This is a genomic window from Neobacillus sp. NPDC097160 (genome assembly GCF_044762155.1).
Taxonomy (GTDB): domain Bacteria; phylum Bacillota; class Bacilli; order Bacillales; family Cytobacillaceae; genus Neobacillus.
In genome coordinates this window covers 56346-75645 of sequence record NZ_JBIWDU010000007.1, presented here as the reverse complement: position 1 = coordinate 75645, position 19300 = coordinate 56346, and the positions used below count along the sequence as shown (strand labels likewise).

Here is a 19300-nt window from a genome sequence, read left to right as displayed (position 1 = left end):
ATAAAATGGAGCCTATGCTTTCTGTTCAAAATTTAAAAACATATTTCTACACAGATTATGGCGTGGTTCGCTCCGTAGATGGTGTCAGTTTCACCGTTAACGAGGGCGAAACTCTCGGCATTGTGGGCGAATCGGGTTCAGGAAAAAGTGTTACTGCCTTATCAATCTTGCAGTTATTACCCCCGAGAATAGGGAAAATAGTGGATGGTAGCATTTTATTTCAAGATATGGATCTTACCAATTTAAATGAAAAAAAGATGCGTAAGATTCGTGGAAATGATATTGCAATGATTTTTCAAGAACCAATGACAAGCTTGAATCCGAGCTACACCATAGGCAATCAAATAGGCGAAGCCCTAAGGTTACACTTGAAATTATCTAGAAAGGAAGCTGAAAAAAGAAGTATAGAACTTCTTAAACAAGTGGGAATTCCACGTGCTGAGAAAATCGTGAAGGATTATCCGCATAGGTTATCCGGGGGGATGCGACAGCGGGTCGTAATCGCGATGGCGCTTGCCTGTAATCCAAAGTTGATCATTGCGGACGAACCAACCACAGCGCTTGATGTTACGATCCAGGCACAGATTTTGGAATTAATCCAACAAATGAAAAAAGATGGCAATACCTCGATTATGATGATTACGCATGACCTCGGCGTTGTGTCAGAGGTTTGTGATCGTGTTATTGTCATGTATGCAGGTCAAGTCGTAGAAGAAGCGGATGTTAAAACGATTTTTACGTCTCCTTCTCATCCTTATACAATGGGGCTCATTGAATCCATTCCTACATTGGATGATGAGGTAGAGTGGCTGGAAACGATTCCTGGGAGCGTTCCTCTTCCACATGAAATGCCTTCCGGCTGCAAATTTGCTTCCAGATGTAAATTTGCAACAGAAGCATGTTCAAAGGAAGAACCTGAATTGTATGATATTGGATCGGGCCAAAAATCACGCTGTTTTTTTGCCAAGGAGGTAAATCATGCCGGTACCGCTACTTGAAGTGAAAAATTTAAAGGTACATTTTCCGCAAAAAAGTGGTTTTTTTGGAAAAGACACAAGCTATGTAAAAGCCATCGATGGAGTTGAATTCTCCATCAATGAAAATGAAACATTTGGTTTGGTAGGGGAATCGGGCTGTGGTAAATCAACAACGGGTAAAACTATTTTACGTTTAATCAATCCTACTTGTGGTGAGATATTTTTTAAAGGGAAAGACATTTCCAAAATAACGCGAAAAGAAATGAGAATGGTGTATAGGGATATTCAACTTATTTTTCAGGATCCCTATGCATCACTTAATCCAAGGAAAACAGTAGGGGATTTGATTGAAGAACCACTCCTTGTCAATAGTGATTTAACAGCAGTAGAACGAAAAAAAAGAGTTCACGAGCTTTTGGAGGTTGTCGGGTTAAATGCTTACCACGCAAACAGGTACCCCCATGAATTTTCTGGGGGTCAGCGGCAGAGGGTTGGAATTGCTCGCGCACTTTCTTTAAATCCCAAACTAATTATCGCAGATGAGGCGGTTTCTGCGCTGGATGTTTCCATTCAAGCGCAAGTGCTGAATTTAATGCGTCAATTACAAAGAGAATTTGGCTTGACATACTTATTTATTTCCCATGATTTAAGTGTAGTAAAACATATAAGTGACAGAATTGGTGTGATGTATTTAGGGAAGATGGTAGAACAGGGAAGCAAAAAAAGTATCTATGAAAATCCGCTGCATCCCTATACAAAAGCATTGCTATCGGCTGCGCCAAGTATAAATCCTGACAAAAAGCGAGATAGAATTGTTTTAAAAGGAGATCTCCCAGATCCTACTTCTCTCCATAAAGGATGTCCATTTCAAGCAAGATGTTTTGCAAGAATCTCTGAATGTGAAACCGTTACTCCCCAATTACATCATATAGAAGACGATCATTATGTTGCATGCCATCTTTATAAATAACAAGTGGAGGAGGTTTAAGAAAGAATGTCTTCCTATATATCGCGACGTATACTTCAATTAATACCTGTCTTGATTGGAATGTCCATCATTGTATTTTCAATCATCCATGCGATCCCCGGTGATCCAGCAACTGTTATTCTTGGTGACCAAGCCACACCAGAGGCTGTGAAAGACCTAAATGAGGAAATGGGGCTGAACAAACCTCTTACCTCGCAGTATTTTTCCTACGTATCTGGTATTTTGACAGGGGATTTTGGAACATCTTTAAAAACGAAAAAGCCGATTCAGGAGGAAATAATGCCTTACTTGACGGCGACGATTGAATTAATGATTATGAGTATGGTTATTGCTATTATTGTGGGTGTGAATGCCGGCATTATTGCAGCATGGCGGAGGGCATCTTGGTTCGACTATACTGCTATGTTAATTGCCTTAATTGGGGTATCGATTCCAGTTTTCTGGTTTGGTTTAATGGAACAGTGGATTTTTGCCGAGAAGCTCAGTTGGCTTCCCTCGACAGGACGGATGAATGCTAGGGAACCGGTTGAAGCGATTACAGGCCTGCTGTTACTAGACACGTTGATACAGGGAAATTGGGTAGGATTTTGGGATGTTTCCAAACACTTACTATTGCCAAGCATTGCACTTGGGACCATACCGATGGCAGTTATTGCAAGAATTACCCGTTCAAGCATGCTTGAGGTTTTGGAACTTGATTACGTTCGAACAGCGCGTGCTAAAGGACTGTCAGGGTTTTGGGTACTATATAAACATGCATTAAAAAATGCCTTTGCTCCCATTTTAACCATTATAGGAATGCTGACAGGACTCTTATTAGGTGGAGCTGTCCTCACCGAAACTATTTTTGGCTGGCCTGGGGTTGGGCGCTACATTTATGATGCCATCGGTTCCCGTGATTATCCCGTAATTCAAACAGGTATATTACTGATAGCTACTATTTTTGTATTCGCCAATTTGATCGTTGATTTACTATATTCGCTCTTGGATCCACGGATTCATTACCGATAAGGGGGGGAGGAATCTTGAAAACAATCGTTCAGCGGGTACCAGAAAAGACCTTTATCAAGAAATCTACGAAAAAATCAATATGGCAGGATTCGTGGAATAAACTCAAAAAGCAGCGTTCGGCCATGATTGGTTTAGGGATTGTGCTATTTTTTATTATAGTTGGAATTTTAGCTCCTGTTATCACATCACAGCCATATGATGGATTTAACCCAGAGAAAACCTTGATCTCCCCAAATTCGCAACATTGGTTCGGAACGGATGATCAGGGAAGAGATATTTTTACCAGGATTGTTTTTGGTGCAAGAATATCGTTATGGATTGGTTTTTTCTCTGTTATAGGATCTATCATTGTGGGCTCCATTCTTGGACTAATAGCTGGATTTTATGGAAAATGGCTGGATGCCATTATTTCGCGCTTCTTTGATATTATGCTTGCCTTTCCCAGCATTCTCCTGGCTATAGCTATTGTTGCCATCTTGGGACCAAGTCTTTTTAATGCGCTAGTTGCCATTGCTATTATTAATATTCCGACCTATGGAAGGCTGATCCGATCGCGCGTATTAAGTGTAAAAGAAGAAGAATATATCATGGCCGCAATAATAACAGGAATGTCAGATGGCCGGATTCTGTTTCAGCATATTCTGCCCAACTCTATCACACCTATTATTGTACAGGGAACCTTAGGCATTGCAACGGCCATTTTGGAAGCAGCAGCATTAGGATTTCTGGGATTGGGAGCCCAACCGGGTCAAGCGGAGTGGGGGAAAATGCTTGCTGATTCCAGACAATTTATTACAATCGCTCCTTGGACATTGTTATTTCCCGGTTTTGCCATCATGCTTGTTGTCATAGGGTTTAATATGTTCGGGGATGGTTTAAGGGACGCTTTGGATCCTAAGATGAAATAAAAGCTATGAGTATCTCAAAATAGAAGACTCTTTCTCCTATTTTGAGATATTTTTCAATAAAGCTAATTGGATTATCGGGAAGTGGTTGTCTGCACATGTTTTTTATAGCTGAAAAAATGTTGGAGTTCCTTTTCCATATACTGAATTGCTTTTTTGGTTTCAATGGAGAGAGATTGATTTTTTAGTTTGCCTAACCCCAGACCGGAATTTTCTGATAGTGTTTCGAAAAGAGGGATGGCAATAATTTCACCCGATTTAATATAAGGATTTGTAAGTACTTCATTTTCAATTTCGATGGCAATCGCCAATCCGCTTCGAATAGACTCGGAAATGATTTCACTATTTTTAGAAGTGAGTAATAGGTTAAAAGGACCATAACGAGACTCAAACTTTGAATAAAACCACATCATATATTCCCCGTTAAACATGACGAAGGTTTCGTCTTTTAAATCTTCAGGAGTTAGTGTGCTATGAGAGGCTAGTGGAGAATTCTTGTTCACAAAGACATACATATGGGCTTTATGCCATTTGCTATACGTAATTAAATTTTGATATTTTAATGTTTCTTCATAAATCGCTAATATTCCAATATCAATTTTCTTATTTAAAATATCCTCCATTATTTCCACAGATCTTTTTTCAGTAAAATTAATTTGTAAGTGCGGAAATTCTTTTTTTAATTGAGTAAATACTTTGGGGAGAAATGGAAGATGAATGCCTGAGACAATCCCAATCGTAATATGTTTTTGAGTTGAATGGGAATATTGGTTGGCGCACTCCTGTAATTCAGCGATTTTGTGTAAGGCCTCAACAGCTATTTTTATGATTTGTTTACCTTCTTCAGTAGGTTTTACCCCTGAATGAGTTCGATCAAAAATCATTATCCCCAATTCATTTTCCAGCTTTGTTACCGACTGGCTAATGGCCGACTGTGAAATATGAAGTACCTGTCCTGCTTTAGAAAACGATTGATATTCGGAAACCGAGACTATGTATTTCAATTGCTCAATTTGCAAAGCATCCTCACCCCACACCCTAATTGTTATGAAATCACTTAAAAATATTTATAAATACTACTATAAATTAGATAATTAATAGAAAAACCCTTTTTTAAATATATCCTATTTACTACTTGAATGTAATGAATGACAATTATGTCCTAAATAATGGAAGGGTATTTATGGGGAGTAATTGTTCATGGATAAGATATGGAAATAGCAAAAAGGTGTAAATATGCAATACCTTTTTTGTCCTCCGTATAAACAAAAATAGAGGTATAACCCTCTTTTAGAAATTACGAATTTTTATCCAAGTTTTCCATCAATGTCTGAAGTATCTACACGATCACCAAACCAATCTTTTAATTTTTCTTTTGCTTTATTTTTAATATCATCATCAATGTACATTGCCACTTGGAAGAGGGCTACTCCTAATGCTCCTAAATCATCGGTATAACCTACTCCAACTGCAAAATCGGGAATTAAATCAAAAGGCAGGATGAAATATCCCAAGGCTCCAATAATGATGGTTTTTGCTTTAACTGGTACTTCCGGTTTTTGAAGAGTAAAGTATAAGAGTAAAACCGCATACACAACCGATGAACCCGCTTTTTTTCCAAATTTCTTTAGTTTGTTCCAAAACTTTTCATCGGAAAAATTTTTACCCGCAGCTTCAATGTCTTTTTCGAATTCTTCTTCATTTTTTACCATTTTCACACAGCCCTTTCATAGGTTCTAATGTTATTTTACATATAAAATGCAAATAATGTTAAATAATGAATTTGAAGAAACAGTGAGATACTTTATAATTTACAATTTATCATATTCTAAAATAATAAAAATTATCGGGTTTTTGTATTTATAAAAAAGAGTTTGACAATATGTCTTGATTATTTTCAACATCCGTTATAGAATAAGAAAAATCAAAAAATTCAAATTAAAAACATGATGATTGGGAGTATTAAGGAATATTTATTGTATAGAGAGCTGTCGGCTGGTGAAAGGCAGTCAATAAATCCCCCAACTCGCCCAGGAGTGGTAAGGCTGAAATGTAGGCCTTAACGGTCGGCCGCCGTAATCGAGTCGTAAAGTGGATTTGTTTTGTTTTAAAACGAATCAAAAAGAGTGGTACCACGTAGGCAAAGCCTGTCGTCTCTTATGAGATGATGGGCTTTTTTATTTTTACCAAAATGGGAAGGTGGTCGTGAATATGAAAAATGTTGAAAAGTATTCAAGGGGATATTTTATGCCCCCGGTGAAAAGTTTGAAATGGACAGAGAAGGAATATATTACGGAAGCTCCAACGTGGTGCAGTGTCGACTTACGGGACGGAAATCAGGCGTTGGTGATCCCTATGAGTCTAGTGGAGAAGCTCGAATATTTTCAATTGCTTTTGGAAGTAGGGTTCAAGGAAATTGAAGTGGGCTTTCCTGCTGCATCAGAAACGGAATATACTTTCCTAAGGACTTTGATCGAACAGGATCTGATTCCAGAGGATGTAACTGTTCAAGTGCTCACACAGTCAAGGGATCATATTATTGAAAAAACATTTGAAGCGCTTCGGGGTGTAAACAGGGCGGTAGTTCACCTTTACAATTCGACTTCAGTCGCACAGCGTGAGCAGGTTTTTAAAAAATCAGAAGAAGAAATCATCGACATTGCGATAACCGGAGCAAAATTGCTTAAACAATATGCGGCCGAGACAGAGGGGAACTTTCAATTTCAATATTCACCGGAAAGCTTCACGGGTACAGAGATGGAGTTTGCGCTTAAAATATGTAACAGAGTACTTGATATTTGGCAGCCTACTTCTGAAAACAAAGTGATTATCAACCTTCCAGCTACTGTATCCATGTCCATGCCACACGTTTACGCAAGCCAAATTGAGTTTATGAGCAATCATCTGAACTACCGTGACAATGTCATCCTGTCCGTTCATCCACATAATGACAGAGGAACGGGTGTTGCAGATGCAGAGCTTGGAATGCTCGCGGGGGCACAGAGAGTCGAAGGAACACTGTTTGGTAATGGAGAAAGAACGGGAAATGTCGACATCGTAACCCTATCGATAAACATGTATTCACACGGAGTGGATCCACAGCTTCATTTTGAACATATCCGTGAGATCATTTCCAAGTATGAGAAATTGACAAGAATGAGAGTTCATGAAAGACACCCATATGGCGGCGAACTCGTCTTTACTGCCTTCTCAGGCTCCCATCAGGATGCCATTGCCAAAGGAATGAAATGGCGTGAGGAAGCAGAACGTCAGTATTGGAGCGTTCCGTATCTATTAATTGATCCAAAGGATATTGGCAGAGAGTATGAAGGAGATATTATCCGTATTAATAGCCAATCCGGTAAAGGGGGGATTGGTTACATACTGGAGCAAAATTATGGGCTTGACCTTCCTGCTAAAATGCGTGAAAGCTTTGGCTATCATGTTAAAAATGTATCTGACCGTTTGCATAAAGAGCTTATGCCAAATGAAATCTATGACATATTTAATAGAGAGTATGTAAATATCAATACCCCTGTAGAGTTTACCAATTATAAATATACGCAAAATGGGCATTACGAAACGAATGTATCAATTCGAATCAATAATGATATTCACGAATTTACAGGTGTTGGTAATGGAAGACTGGATGCCATCAGCAATATTCTTCAAAGCCAACTGGCGATTCATTATAAGGATTTAGTCTATAAGGAGCATGCTCTAGAAATTGGTTCTCGGTCAAACGCTGTTTCGTATGTTGGAATTACCTCTTTGGAGGGTGTTGTTTATTGGGGCTGTGGGATCGATGCTGATATTATGACATCCTCTATAAAGGCGCTGTTTAGTGCAATTAACAACATGATTACCAGCACCCAGCTGCCAATTGAAAAAAGCTTCAACCTTACAAAAAATAACATCCAAAAAGCTTGTAGAAAATATTAAGTTCGTAGACAGATTCTATTAGCAGGCTTCGGTGGATTATTCTACCTAAAATAGCTGACCGCATTGAGGGAACCATCTATTGCTAGGCCGGGCATGTTGCTGCATGTTCGGTCTTTTTTATATAATGCAGTATTTAATTTTATTATTGGATTGTACACTACATATTTAAAGGGTAAGACCAGCTTGAATCGATCTTATATTTTGGATTATGTGGTGTTTTTTCGACAAATAAGAAAATAATGGTAAGATGAAAATAACGAATTGGTGAGGAGAGGTTTGGAAGGAGTATATTACAAAATATGGAAGTGGGAGATTGTTATGAGAAAACTGATTTTGTCAACAGAGAGTGGTGCGGATTTACCGGAAGAATTAGCTGACAAACATAATGTGCAAGTGGTCCCGATGCACGTCATCATGGATGGGGAGGATTATTTAGACGGTTCATTACCCATAACGGATATTTATAACTATTATGAGCGGACCAAAAAAATACCCTCAACAACGGCCACAAATTCCCATGAATATCTTGAATTTTTCACGAAGATAAAAAATGATTTTCCTGATTGCATCATCATACATATTGGTTATACGTCAAAGGCATCTTCTTCCTTCCAAAATGCGATTATCGCATCGGAAGAATTGAATGATATTTTTCTTATTGACGCGTTGAACGTTACAGGTGGATTAACTGCGATTGTGATGTATGCGGTTACCTTGTTAAAGAATGAACCTACGATAGATCCTGTTCGCTTAGTTAAGATGATTGAATCAAAGATTCCTAATTCAAGGCTGGCTTTCGTTCCCGGAAATTTAGAATTTTTAAGAGCAGGTGGACGAGTTAGTAATCTAGCTTATCTCGGAGGGGCTTTGTTAAAAATAAAGCCCCGTATTGAACTAATTGATGGAAATCTTGTTTCAACAAAAAAATATCGTGGGAAAATGGATGTAGTTACTGAAAAACTTATGCGAGATTATTTAAATCAATACGATATTGATAGGGAACAACTTTATCTTCTTTACTCAATTGGACTTGATGAAAGGATCAAGCAGCGGATGGGTGAAATCGCAAAAGAAACTGGTTTTAAAAATGTTATATGGATTCAAGCCGGCGCTATGATATCTACTCACGCTGGACCTGGTGGCTTCGGACTGGCAGGCTTAGAAGTTTAGGACCGGTCTAAAACACAGTGCCTGTCACTACCCGGTATTTGTTGTATTTTGTCGGATGTAAACTTCATAGATGAACGCATTGCGGGAAGACATTTTTCCTTTTTAAAAAATATATTGATGGCTATACTTGTAATAGATTATGGAGATGAATTGTTTTATAAATGAGGGATAACGATGGGGAAAAAGGTAAATCGAGTTCAATATGAGCTTAATGCAAACGGGATTAAGTCTTTGCCGATGAATGAAATCAAAATACTTTTGCGTGGCGCAGATGATTTAATCATGAGTGGCGGCAGAGCCATGCTTGCCAAGATTCTTGCTGGATCGAGAGAAAAAAAGCTATTGGAGCTTGAATTGAATTACAGTCCTGTATATGGAGCATTTAAAGATATTACGCAAAAGGAAATTCTCGCAAAAATAGACTGGATGATTCTTCATCATTATTTAGCGATTGAATATGATTACAGACTTCCACTTTTAGTCTATACCGATAAAGGTTGGGAGATTGAAAGGGAGACCTATGCTGATGAATTATTTGATAAGCTTATTGATGCAGCTAAGAATGGTCAATATGAATTTGTCGAATTATTAAAAGATCGTAACCGAGGCATAATTCTTTTATTATTAGACAAGATTGCGGACTCTAGTAAAAAAGAGTTGGTTACAATTTTGAATGCATGGCAAATGATTGAAAACAAGAAGATCAGAACAAGAATCCAAGAAGTCATTGATGTATTAGAGAAAATAGAAGATACCTTGGAACAAACACAGAATCAAGAAGTAATTTCATTTTCCGCAAATAAAAAATGGCTTTCCCTACCTGAGGAGACACGTAGAAAACTTGAACGAAATGTTTGGTGTGGTTCCTGTCGGGATGTTGCAAAAATTGAAAATTATGTTGTCAAAGAATCATCCAATCAATTACTGCTTCAAGGCATATGTCACAAATGTGGAAAAGAGGTAAAAAGAGTTATTGACTAAAAATTCTAGAATTGCAATTGAATATTCTTTTTAGGATTTATCAGCTTTTATTGTTTTTAGCTAATCCTATTTTTTATTTCCTTAATTCCCTATGATTGGTAAAATAGAATAAAAGTTCGTTAATAGGGAAGGGAAAATCTTATGCCGTTAGAAATTGTTCGCCATGATATTACAAAGATGAACGTAGATGCGATCGTGAATGCTGCGAATACAGCTCTGAAAATGGGTGGTGGAGTCTGTGGCGCAATATTTCGTGCAGCGGGTGCCAATGCATTGCAAGAAGCATGCGATCAAATTGGTGCGTGCAAGGTGGGAGAAGCCGTTATTACTGATGGATTTAAGTTGGATGCAAAATATATCATTCATACTCCTGGACCTATTTGGCAAGGCGGTTCAAATCAAGAGGCGGCTCTGTTAAAGGCATCTTACTATAATTCCTTGGAACTAGCAAAAAAACATGAATGTGAATCTATCGCATTTCCGTTAATTTCGACAGGTATATATGGCTATCCGAAAGAGGAAGCATTGCAAATTGCTGTTTCCACTATCAGTTCATTTTTGCTCAATCACGACATTCTTGTTTATGTAGTTGTTTTTGATAAAAAATCCTTCGGTATAAGCAAGAAGTTATTTACATCCATTCATCAATATATTGATGAGCATTATGTTGAGGAAGTAGAAAGCACTTTTAATCGTACAAGAGAAAATCGATATATAATGGAACAACACCGTGATGTTGAAATTCTTCAGCAGGACTTATATGAAGAAGTAAACTCATCATTAGAAATGATGCTAAACCAGCTCGATGATTCTTTTTCCGAGAGGCTGCTTCGTTTGATTGATGAAAAAGAAATGACAGATGTTGAGACGTATAAAAGGGCGAATATTGATCGGAGATTATTCTCGAAAATCCGAAATGGGGTCGATTATACCCCACAAAAGAAAACCGCTATTGCTTTTGCCATTGCCCTAAAATTAAATTTAAAGGAAACGAGTGAGCTGCTGTCTACTGCCGGTTATACCTTGTCACACAGCAGTAAATTTGATGTCATTATTGAGTTCTTTATTCAACAAGCCAACTATAATATTCATGAAATTAATGAAGCCTTATTTGCTTTTGATCAACCATTACTCGGTGCTTAAAATGTCGCTTTCGAAGCGACCATTTTTTAGCGGATTATTGTTATCCTTGGATTATCAAAGAACGGAGGATGACATTAATGAAAAAGAATGTTACGGAAATAGTGTTTATTTTAGATAAAAGCGGATCCATGGCAGGGCTTGAAGCAGATACAATCGGCGGCTATAATGCGATGTTGATGAAACAGCAGAAAGCTGAAGGAGAAGCCATTGTAACGACTGTATTATTCAATCACGATTACGAATTATTACATGACCGAATTAATGTAAAGGGCATATCTCCCATTACTAAAGAAGATTATGAGGTAGCGGGGACTACTGCGTTATTAGATGCCATTGGTTTTACCATTCAAAAAATGGTGAATGTACAAAAGAGGACAAGTGAGGATGAACGTGCTGAAAAGGTACTTTTTGTTATTACAACGGATGGGATGGAAAATGCCAGCCGTGAATTCTCAACGGCTAAAATCAAAAAAATGATTCAACATCAAAAAGAGAAATATGGCTGGGAATTCCTGTTCCTTGGAGCCAATATTGATGCCGTTACAACAGCTGCACGCTTTGGAATTGAAGAGGACTTCGCAGTGGATTACCATGCAGATCATGTAGGAACGCAATTAAATTATGAAGCGGTAAATGAAGCCGTGAATAACCTTCGAAGCGGCAAAAAGATTGAGCGAAACTGGAAAGAGGGAATTGAAAGAGATTATAATCGGCGGTCGAGGAATAAATAAAAAAATTAATTCAATGCCCTTTAAGGGAATTATCAATTGCTGAACCGTACATGCATCCAACTATGTACGGTCTGTTTCATTTTTCCTATTTATAGAGATTGATAAAATGAGTTGCTCTTCCATTAGAGCAACTTTTTTGATAAGGTAAATACTGGGTATAGGGATTTCAGATATTTCAAAACCTGATGGTAGTTGATAGGCATAATAAGAATAATATACTAAAAGGGGATCGTATTTATATGAATATAACATTTGAAAATATTAATATTCTTGGACATGTAGTGTTTGAAAGTCATCAATACAAACACATTCATTATCCGGAAATGCTGCTTAGATATGATAGTAATTTTATCGAGTTTAAAAAATCACCTTCTTTGACTGAATTTAAAAGTGCTGAAAATTATTTAAGGAATTATCATTTAAAAAATGGCCAAAAGCATGTAAAGTTTTATTTTCCCGCGAATGAAAAACCTGCAGTGGAAATACTTGATTACATGAATCAATCAGGTTATGCAATTGGTTTTCTCGAACTATACACTATTCAACCTCATCAATTTCCATTCGTAATAAACAACCCAGACATAGTGATCGATGTTGTGACGGATAAGAACTTTGAAGCCTATCTTGAATTTCAGTATCAGCAAGATTTAGAGTTTGGTAGTGAATTTGCGAACCAAAAGATTGAATTACATAAACGAAATTTTGAAGATAAGAATATTCTTCAATTGATTGCATTATATAAAGGAAATCCAGCTGGCTCAGTTGATGTTATTATTTCGAAAGAAACAGCTGAAATTGATGGTTTAGTTGTGGACGAAAACTTTCAGAAAAAAGGAATAGGAAGTAGACTGCAAAAATTTGTTATGGAAGAATTTCATGATAAGACCATCATTTTGGTAGCGGATGGTGAAGACACCCCAAGAGAAATGTATAGAAGACAAAACTATCAAAATCATGGATATAAATATCATGCAGATAAAGTTTACGAAAATTAGTATCATGGTGCCTGATTTCTGGTGAAGTAAAACCGTTATTTCAACGGGGGCAGGCATCATTTGTAGAGAAGGGATGATGGATGATTCTTACAACGATCGTATTTACTTTACTATTTATCATTGGAATCTATTATTTATTACGAAATCTATTAAATTTGAAAATGGCTGCTGATGCCTCAAAGGATGCACTTTATCCTGTAAATGAAATTGAGTTTGCAGGTATTTTGATTCCAACTGAATGGAAATCGATGGAGCCACTTACGAAAAACACAAAGTCCTATCGCTATGTCAAATGGGGGACTATTGCTGCCCTAATTTTATTGACGGTACTTTTAATATTGGTGCTTACAACCGATTGGTTCGGGTCTTCTTATTTCAGTTTAGCCTATTTGTTTTTTGTTATCATTAACTCGGTTCGCCATCGCGGAAATTTATTTATTTTATCAAAAGGAATTATTCTTAATGGGAAAATGGTTTCTTACAATAGAATTAAACATTATGAGACAGAACAAATCGTCCGCTGGCATAATTTGTATGGTCTTGATGCAAAAGTTAACAATGCCTATAAGTTGTCATTTAGACTGAAAAGAACGATTTTTCAACCTCAATTCATAGTTGTAGAGAATGCTGTACAACTGGAACGAATATGTGCATTGCTTCACCAAAGAGGTGTTGGATGCAAACAAGATGCCTAATCCCTAACAGGGTCAGGCATCAGATTATCGGTGGTAATTCTGGTAATAAGTTGGTGATACAACACAGCCCCAAAACATAGACTCTTCTTAGAAACGGATTCAATTTTTTAACAGTAAGGAGAGGAAGATATGAACTTCGAGATGCAAAAAGCAAAAATGCTTGCTGAACAAATAAATGATTTTAATCAATATGTCCAAAAAAGTTATCAAACTAAAAATAGCCTTTATTCAAATAAAGATAAAATTTATCAAATTAAACTCTGGATGGAGGAATACAAGTTTCAAATAATAGCCGATGAACTCATTAGAATAAATCAATTTTCTTGGGATGAAAAGTATACCTTTTATCTAGTAGATCAATTTCGAAAGGGCATCAACATTATCGATGAATATATATCCAATAACTACGACGACTTATTCCTCTTTACGGCCAGACTATATACCTTAAAGAACCTCTGCAAATTATTACAAAAGTGAGGCTAAGGGACGGTTATCGAAACATGGTGCCTGACCCCCAGTGGAGTAAAGCGTTACTTCAACGGGGGTCAAGCATTTTTCAGTTGGACAACGTGGAAGCAGGTTAGAAAGAGATAACAAATAGGTTGGAAATCGTGAAAACAGTTCAGAAAGAATTAAAATTTTTTTAACGGAAAGTACTTTATGGTAATATTAGAAGAATGAGTAATAACAGGAGGATTTTAAAAATGAAGACAATTGAATTAATTAAATCACGACGCACTATAAAAAAATTTAGACCTGAATTGGTAGATGAAAATTTAGTTAAAACATGGTTAGATGCAGCTGCGATGGCACCCAATCACCGGATGACTGAACCATGGGAAATTATTTTTATCGGCCCGAAAACAAGAGGGAAATTAAATCATAAAACAAATTTTGGGAACGCTCCCACTTTATTGGCGGTGCTCTCCAGGCATGGAGCAACCAAAGTTGAGACCGAAGAAAATTTTGCCGCAACAGCTTGCTTTATCCAAAATTTTAATTTAGCTGCCTGGTCCGAGGGAGTAGGGACATTTTGGTCGTCTATTGGCATAACAGAACAAAATCGCGTCCTTCTAGAGGTACCGGATCATTATGATTTGCTCGGCGTCCTTGCTATTGGGTATCCTGAGATGATTCCGGACCCCAAGCCACGAACTCCGATTGAAAATAAACTAAAATTTTTACCATAAAACTGATTTATAACAAAGAAGAAATGGGGATTGGTATTGAGGGGTTCTTCCTACCACAATATTGTTTAATATAGTAAAATAAGATGAATGCTGAAGTAAAAGACAATTTGAAATATACACAGTGTGGAGGATGTAAGGTGACGTACCAATTAAATAACAGATTTAAAATGTTTACATTGAATTCAAATCAAACGCTTGCAGCCGAGATGGCAGCGCTATTAGGTTGTGAGTTGGGTAAATGCTCCGTATCTAAGTTTAGTGATGGAGAAATTCAAATCCATATTGAAGAAAGTGTTCGTGGCAGCGAGGTATTTATTGTTCAATCAACTTCCTATCCTGTCAATGAAAATATTATGGAGCTTCTCATTATGATTGATTCCTTGAAAAGGGCTTCTGCTAGTAATATAAATGTTGTCATTCCTTACTATGGGTATGGACGTCAAGATCGGAAGGCTCGTTCACGGGAACCGATTACGGCGAAACTCGTAGCTAACCTGTTAGAAGCTGCTGGAGCTACTAGAATTCTAACAATGGATCTCCACACCCCACAGCTTCAAGGTTTTTTTGATATTCCAGTAGATCATCTATTTGGTGTCCCAATCCTTACACAGTATTTTGAAAATAAAGGATTAGAAAATATTGTCGTTGTTGCGCCGCATAATGGCAGTATTGGAAGAGCAAGAAAAATGGCCAACCTATTACATGCACCACTTGCGTTAATCGATAAAAGAAAACTTGAAGAAAATGATGATGAAACATACTATGTGATTGGTAATGTTGAAGGAAAAAATGCCATTATCCTTGATGATTTAATCGATACAGCTGAAACCATTACGTTATCAGCTAAGGCTTTGGCAGAAAACGGGGCAACTTCAATCTATGCGGGCTGTACTCATCCTGTTTTGACCGGCCAAGCGATTGAAAAAATTGAAACGTCACCAATAAAAGAATTAGTTGTAACGAATACAATCGAGTTACCAGAAGAGAAAGTAATCGGGAAAATAAAAACGATATCCGTTGCGCCATTGCTTGTAGAGGCGATTGATCGGATTCATAATGAAAAAGCTGTAAGTCCTTTATTTGAATAAGTTTAGAGTGTAGCCAACTATATTTGTAGTTGGCTTTTTTATCGAATGGAAATTGTAACATTAAAAAGGTACCTTTCATAAATTTGGATAGTCCCTGGCACTCTTTTCTCTTCCCATTTTATTTTGATAGAGTGATGTTGTATTAATTTATGTAGAAGGAAAATATGGAACCTCAACGAATAGTTTAATTGCAGGAATATATTGAATTGAACGTATATCTGAAAATTCTGTTAAAAAAACATTAGGAGGTTCGCGAAGAGAATGAGAGTATTAATTGTAGGTGCAAGCGGAACAATAGGGAGTCTTATAGTGGAGGATTTAAAAAATGATTTTGAAATCATCCAAGCCAGTAAGAGGAAATCAAATATTCATGTAGACATTACCTCAACTGAAAGCATCAAAGAAATGTATAAGAAAGTTGGTAAAATAGATGCAGTAGTAAGTGCAACTGGAGCTGCACATTTTGGCCATGTGAAAGAAATGACTCCTGAATTAAATGACATCGCATTACGTAGCAAATTGGCAGGTCAAGTAAATTTGGTATGTTAATTAATATTTATTCTATTATGGCCGAAAACGAATAAATTGATAGGAGATTTCTGCCATTGATTTAAACATTGCTAGACAGATGGAATCAGGAAACGATCCAACCCTATATTCCAATTTTATTGGAAGCAACAATGAGGATTACAGTTTCATTATAATAATTCTTTATAAGTAGGGGTTTTGATAATTTCAAAAATTGATAATATTTTGACTAATTAAAACTCATATAATATAATAATGGTATTCCATGGTTAGCCCAACAAATGCAAACGGTTCCAATGCTTATGGGAAGGAGGAAAATATTGGGGATAGGACTAGAACATCGAAATGAATTGTAAAAAATTCTGAAACAAAGTAATTAATAATTTTTAGAGCAATTTTAATAAATGAATATCTTGAGGTAGTAATTAATTATGTGAGGTGATACGAGGTGTTAATCGTTTTTCCAGATGCAGATCATCATTTATCTGATGATATCATTACTCCATTAAAACAGTATGGTGATTTTCAAACTTTTATAGGAAGACCTGAAACGAACGATGAATATATTAATAGGGTAAGAAATGCTGATGCGATCCTCCTAGGATGGTCTATCCCTAATGAAGTTATAGCTGAATGCCCCAATTTAAAGATTATTTCATTTACTGGGATTGGAGCATCAAATTTTGTAAATTTGAAATATGCAGAATCTCGTGGGATTATCGTTACAAACACTCCAGGATATGCAGATAATGCGGTTGCTGAACATGCTCTGTCTTTGGTTTTATCCCTAGCTAAAAACATAAATCATAACCACACAACAGTAGGACAAGGTATTTGGGATCAGTCTAGAACGAGTATAGAATTAAAGGGAAAAACAATTGGTTTGATTGGCTTGGGTGGAATAGGCCAAAGAATGGCGGAATTTTGTAAAGCAATTGGAATGAATGTAATTTGTTGGACATTTAACCCGAATCCTGAAAGAGCTCAAAAATTAGGTTTGTCGTTTACTAGTTTAGAAGACCTTCTTGAAAAATCAGATTTTGTTTCCCTTCATCTTCCTTATACGGACCAAACTAAGAAAATGTTAGGAAAGAAAGAACTTTCGTTGATGAAACAAGAGGCATTTCTAATTAATACATCAAGAGCAGAATTAATAGATACTGATGCTTTAGTTGAAATGCTTTCCTCAAACCGAATTGCGGGAGCGGGTATTGATGTTTTTGATGAAGAGCCAATTTCGAAACAAAACCCACTTTTGACACTGGATAATGTCATTCTTAGTCCACACATTGCATTTAACACTCCTGGGGCAAATAATGAAATATTTAGGATTTCCATTAATAATCTTATAGAGTTTTTTAAAGGGGATATTCGAAATTCAGTAAATTTCTGAAAGAGAAAATACCTTTCTTAATAAATAGGTTGGGAGTGACTGTATTGGAAAAGTATTCAAGGGAACATTTGATTGAGTTGGACAAAAAACACTTTATCCATCCTACAACATCAATCAAGCAGCAGCAGACTCATGGAGCAAGCTTTATTTTCTCAGAAGGAAATGGGATTTATTTGAAGGATATGGACGGTAGGCAAGTGATCGATGGCATGTCATCATTATGGAATGTAAATATTGGACATGGTAGGCAAGAACTTGCAGAAGTGGCTTATAAACAGATGGGAAAGATGGCATATAGCTCAGCATTTTCTACGTTCAGCCATGAGCCCGCTATTATTTTATCAGAGAAAATAGCAAGTTTGGCTCCAGGAGATTTATCGACAGTATTTTTTACTTCAGGTGGCTCAGAGTCTAATGATTCTGCGATAAAGTTAGTTAGACATTATTGGAGGTTAAAAGGAAGACCTGAACGAATGAAAATTATTTCACGGAAGAAGGCTTACCACGGTGTTTCTACAGGTGCAACCAGCCTAACAGGAATACCAGAATTCTGGGAGATGGCAGGCTCAGTAGAGAAGAATATCCTGTATGCTGACGTTCCAAATTGTGAAATTCAAGGTCATACGCCCCCAGTATCAGGTGATAAATGTGCATGTGGAGGAAAAATTCGTCAATTAATTGAAACTGAAGGACCAGAGACCATTGCCGCCTTTTTAGCTGAACCAATTCAGGGTGCAGGTGGGTTGATTTTCCCTTCTGATGGATACATGGAGCAGGTTCGCCAAATATGTAACGAGTATGGCATTATATTTATTATAGATGAAGTCATTACGGGCTTTGGTCGTACTGGTAAAATGTTTGGGATGGATAATTGGAGTGTCGTTCCGGATGTAATGACAATGGCAAAAGGAATTACCAGTGGTTATATTCCACTAGGTGGTGTAGTATTGTCCGAAAAAATGCACAAGAATATGATTGAATTATCTACAGGTACGTTATTCCATGGGTTTACTTATAGCGGTCATCCTACTGCCTGTGCAGTAGCTTTGAAGAACATTGAAATTATTGAGCGGGAAGGACTAGTTGATAACTCGAAAAATATGGGTCAGATAATGTTAGATGGCTTTGAATCGCTAGAACGGAAATTTGATATTGTTACGAATACAAGAGCTAAGGGACTCTTAGGTGCATTTGATTTAAGACCAACAAGTGGTCAAAAAGACAATTTCCCAACCGAACTTCAAGTGGCGGCGAATGTCGTAGCACTGGCAGCCGAAAAAGGTCTTATTTGCCGATCTGTAACCTATGAAGGTATGAATACAATCGTCTTAGCTCCACCATTAATTATTAATGAAAATCAAATAGGTGATGTTATTCAAATTTTGGAAGATTCCATCTCGGAAATACGAAATAAATTAGCCATATAAAATAACTTTCTTCAAAATTTGACTTACTATAAACAAATAAAAAACTTAAAAGTATTAAGATTTATTAAAGTTATACATTGACTATTCAGAATATTAAAATTATAATTATGTTATCACTGGTCCAACCAGTCCAACC

19 protein-coding genes and 1 other annotated feature are annotated in these 19300 nt (G+C 36.9%); of the genes, 17 read left to right on the top strand and 2 right to left on the bottom strand.

Annotated elements, in window-relative coordinates; all coding sequences use genetic code 11:
- The first annotated feature begins 5 nt into the window (after window positions 1–5).
- The 4 genes from ACIQXV_RS11635 (at window position 6) to ACIQXV_RS11620 (ending at window position 3884) form a co-directional block, all read left to right on the top strand.
- Window positions 6–998 (top strand): ABC transporter ATP-binding protein, encoded by a 993-nt coding sequence (locus ACIQXV_RS11635; RefSeq protein ID WP_402958905.1) that lies wholly within the window; start codon window positions 6–8, stop codon window positions 996–998.
- The gene (locus tag ACIQXV_RS11630; RefSeq protein ID WP_402958903.1) at window positions 979–1947 is read left to right on the top strand and encodes an ABC transporter ATP-binding protein; all 969 of its coding nucleotides are present in this window, start codon (window positions 979–981) and stop codon (window positions 1945–1947) included. Before ACIQXV_RS11635 ends, ACIQXV_RS11630 begins: the two co-directional genes overlap by 20 nt.
- Before the next feature lie 24 nt (window positions 1948–1971).
- Window positions 1972–2976, top strand: a complete 1005-nt coding sequence (locus ACIQXV_RS11625) for an ABC transporter permease (RefSeq protein ID WP_402958901.1) — start codon at window positions 1972–1974, stop codon at window positions 2974–2976.
- Window positions 2977–3053: 77 nt separating this feature from the next.
- A complete protein-coding gene (locus ACIQXV_RS11620; protein WP_402959249.1) occupies window positions 3054–3884 on the top strand; it encodes an ABC transporter permease in 831 nt (276 codons plus the stop codon).
- Window positions 3885–3955: 71 nt separating this feature from the next.
- Here ACIQXV_RS11620 and ACIQXV_RS11615 read toward each other — a convergent pair whose 3' ends face one another.
- The gene (locus tag ACIQXV_RS11615) at window positions 3956–4900 is read right to left on the bottom strand and encodes a LysR family transcriptional regulator (protein ID WP_402958899.1); all 945 of its coding nucleotides are present in this window, start codon (window positions 4898–4900) and stop codon (window positions 3956–3958) included.
- A 288-nt stretch (window positions 4901–5188) separates the two neighbouring features.
- Window positions 5189–5593 carry a YkvA family protein gene (locus ACIQXV_RS11610; protein ID WP_402958897.1) on the bottom strand — a complete coding sequence of 135 codons (405 nt, stop codon included), beginning with the start codon at window positions 5591–5593 and terminating at the stop codon, window positions 5189–5191.
- A gap of 228 nt (window positions 5594–5821) precedes the next feature.
- Window positions 5822–6042, top strand: a binding site (T-box leader).
- A 50-nt stretch (window positions 6043–6092) separates the two neighbouring features.
- On the opposite strand from ACIQXV_RS11610, the gene ACIQXV_RS11605 reads away from it, so the two are divergent.
- The 13 genes from ACIQXV_RS11605 (at window position 6093) to ACIQXV_RS11545 (ending at window position 19164) form a co-directional block, all read left to right on the top strand.
- Complete coding sequence (locus tag ACIQXV_RS11605) at window positions 6093–7823, top strand: 2-isopropylmalate synthase (RefSeq protein WP_402958895.1); 1731 nt, start codon at window positions 6093–6095, stop codon at window positions 7821–7823.
- A gap of 318 nt (window positions 7824–8141) precedes the next feature.
- The gene (locus tag ACIQXV_RS11600; RefSeq protein ID WP_402958893.1) at window positions 8142–8993 is read left to right on the top strand and encodes a DegV family protein; all 852 of its coding nucleotides are present in this window, start codon (window positions 8142–8144) and stop codon (window positions 8991–8993) included.
- Between the two features lie 174 nt (window positions 8994–9167).
- Window positions 9168–9974, top strand: a complete 807-nt coding sequence (locus ACIQXV_RS11595) for an RQC-minor-1 family DNA-binding protein (protein ID WP_402958891.1) — start codon at window positions 9168–9170, stop codon at window positions 9972–9974.
- 141 nt (window positions 9975–10115) lie between these two features.
- Complete coding sequence (locus ACIQXV_RS11590; RefSeq protein ID WP_402958889.1) at window positions 10116–11117, top strand: macro domain-containing protein; 1002 nt, start codon at window positions 10116–10118, stop codon at window positions 11115–11117.
- Window positions 11118–11194: 77 nt separating this feature from the next.
- Window positions 11195–11848: a vWA domain-containing protein gene (locus tag ACIQXV_RS11585; protein ID WP_402958887.1), complete on the top strand. Its 654-nt coding sequence runs from the start codon at window positions 11195–11197 to the stop codon at window positions 11846–11848.
- A gap of 239 nt (window positions 11849–12087) precedes the next feature.
- The gene (locus tag ACIQXV_RS11580) at window positions 12088–12843 is read left to right on the top strand and encodes a GNAT family N-acetyltransferase (RefSeq protein ID WP_402958886.1); all 756 of its coding nucleotides are present in this window, start codon (window positions 12088–12090) and stop codon (window positions 12841–12843) included.
- An 80-nt stretch (window positions 12844–12923) separates the two neighbouring features.
- Entirely contained in the window at window positions 12924–13538 is a 615-nt protein-coding gene (locus ACIQXV_RS11575) for a hypothetical protein (RefSeq protein ID WP_402958885.1), read from the top strand.
- A 129-nt stretch (window positions 13539–13667) separates the two neighbouring features.
- Window positions 13668–14015: a hypothetical protein gene (locus ACIQXV_RS11570; protein ID WP_402958884.1), complete on the top strand. Its 348-nt coding sequence runs from the start codon at window positions 13668–13670 to the stop codon at window positions 14013–14015.
- A 227-nt stretch (window positions 14016–14242) separates the two neighbouring features.
- Window positions 14243–14728 (top strand): nitroreductase family protein, encoded by a 486-nt coding sequence (locus tag ACIQXV_RS11565; RefSeq protein WP_402958883.1) that lies wholly within the window; start codon window positions 14243–14245, stop codon window positions 14726–14728.
- An 83-nt stretch (window positions 14729–14811) separates the two neighbouring features.
- On the top strand, window positions 14812–15816 hold the full coding sequence (locus ACIQXV_RS11560; RefSeq protein WP_402958882.1) for a ribose-phosphate diphosphokinase: 1005 nt from the start codon (window positions 14812–14814) through the stop codon (window positions 15814–15816).
- 261 nt (window positions 15817–16077) lie between these two features.
- Complete coding sequence (locus tag ACIQXV_RS11555; protein ID WP_402958881.1) at window positions 16078–16365, top strand: NAD-dependent epimerase/dehydratase family protein; 288 nt, start codon at window positions 16078–16080, stop codon at window positions 16363–16365.
- Window positions 16366–16792: 427 nt separating this feature from the next.
- On the top strand, window positions 16793–17737 hold the full coding sequence (locus ACIQXV_RS11550; protein ID WP_402958880.1) for an NAD(P)-dependent oxidoreductase: 945 nt from the start codon (window positions 16793–16795) through the stop codon (window positions 17735–17737).
- Between the two features lie 44 nt (window positions 17738–17781).
- Window positions 17782–19164, top strand: a complete 1383-nt coding sequence (locus ACIQXV_RS11545) for an aminotransferase family protein (protein WP_402958879.1) — start codon at window positions 17782–17784, stop codon at window positions 19162–19164.
- The last annotated feature ends 136 nt before the right edge of the window (window positions 19165–19300 follow it).

Bases quoted from the DNA above. Each gene is read 5' to 3' on its own strand.
- ACIQXV_RS11635 (WP_402958905.1), top strand. From the start codon at position 6: ATGGAGCCTATGCTTTCTGTTCAAAATTTAAAAACATATTTCTACACA.
- ACIQXV_RS11630 (WP_402958903.1), top strand. From the start codon at position 979: ATGCCGGTACCGCTACTTGAAGTGAAAAATTTAAAGGTACATTTTCCG.
- ACIQXV_RS11625 (WP_402958901.1), top strand. From the start codon at position 1,972: ATGTCTTCCTATATATCGCGACGTATACTTCAATTAATACCTGTCTTG.
- ACIQXV_RS11610 (WP_402958897.1), bottom strand. From the start codon at position 5,593: ATGGTAAAAAATGAAGAAGAATTCGAAAAAGACATTGAAGCTGCGGGT.
- ACIQXV_RS11605 (WP_402958895.1), top strand. From the start codon at position 6,093: ATGAAAAATGTTGAAAAGTATTCAAGGGGATATTTTATGCCCCCGGTG.
- ACIQXV_RS11600 (WP_402958893.1), top strand. From the start codon at position 8,142: ATGAGAAAACTGATTTTGTCAACAGAGAGTGGTGCGGATTTACCGGAA.
- ACIQXV_RS11595 (WP_402958891.1), top strand. From the start codon at position 9,168: ATGGGGAAAAAGGTAAATCGAGTTCAATATGAGCTTAATGCAAACGGG.
- ACIQXV_RS11590 (WP_402958889.1), top strand. From the start codon at position 10,116: ATGCCGTTAGAAATTGTTCGCCATGATATTACAAAGATGAACGTAGAT.
- ACIQXV_RS11585 (WP_402958887.1), top strand. From the start codon at position 11,195: ATGAAAAAGAATGTTACGGAAATAGTGTTTATTTTAGATAAAAGCGGA.
- ACIQXV_RS11580 (WP_402958886.1), top strand. From the start codon at position 12,088: ATGAATATAACATTTGAAAATATTAATATTCTTGGACATGTAGTGTTT.
- ACIQXV_RS11575 (WP_402958885.1), top strand. From the start codon at position 12,924: ATGATTCTTACAACGATCGTATTTACTTTACTATTTATCATTGGAATC.
- ACIQXV_RS11570 (WP_402958884.1), top strand. From the start codon at position 13,668: ATGAACTTCGAGATGCAAAAAGCAAAAATGCTTGCTGAACAAATAAAT.
- ACIQXV_RS11565 (WP_402958883.1), top strand. From the start codon at position 14,243: ATGAAGACAATTGAATTAATTAAATCACGACGCACTATAAAAAAATTT.
- ACIQXV_RS11560 (WP_402958882.1), top strand. From the start codon at position 14,812: ATGAATGCTGAAGTAAAAGACAATTTGAAATATACACAGTGTGGAGGA.
- ACIQXV_RS11555 (WP_402958881.1), top strand. From the start codon at position 16,078: ATGAGAGTATTAATTGTAGGTGCAAGCGGAACAATAGGGAGTCTTATA.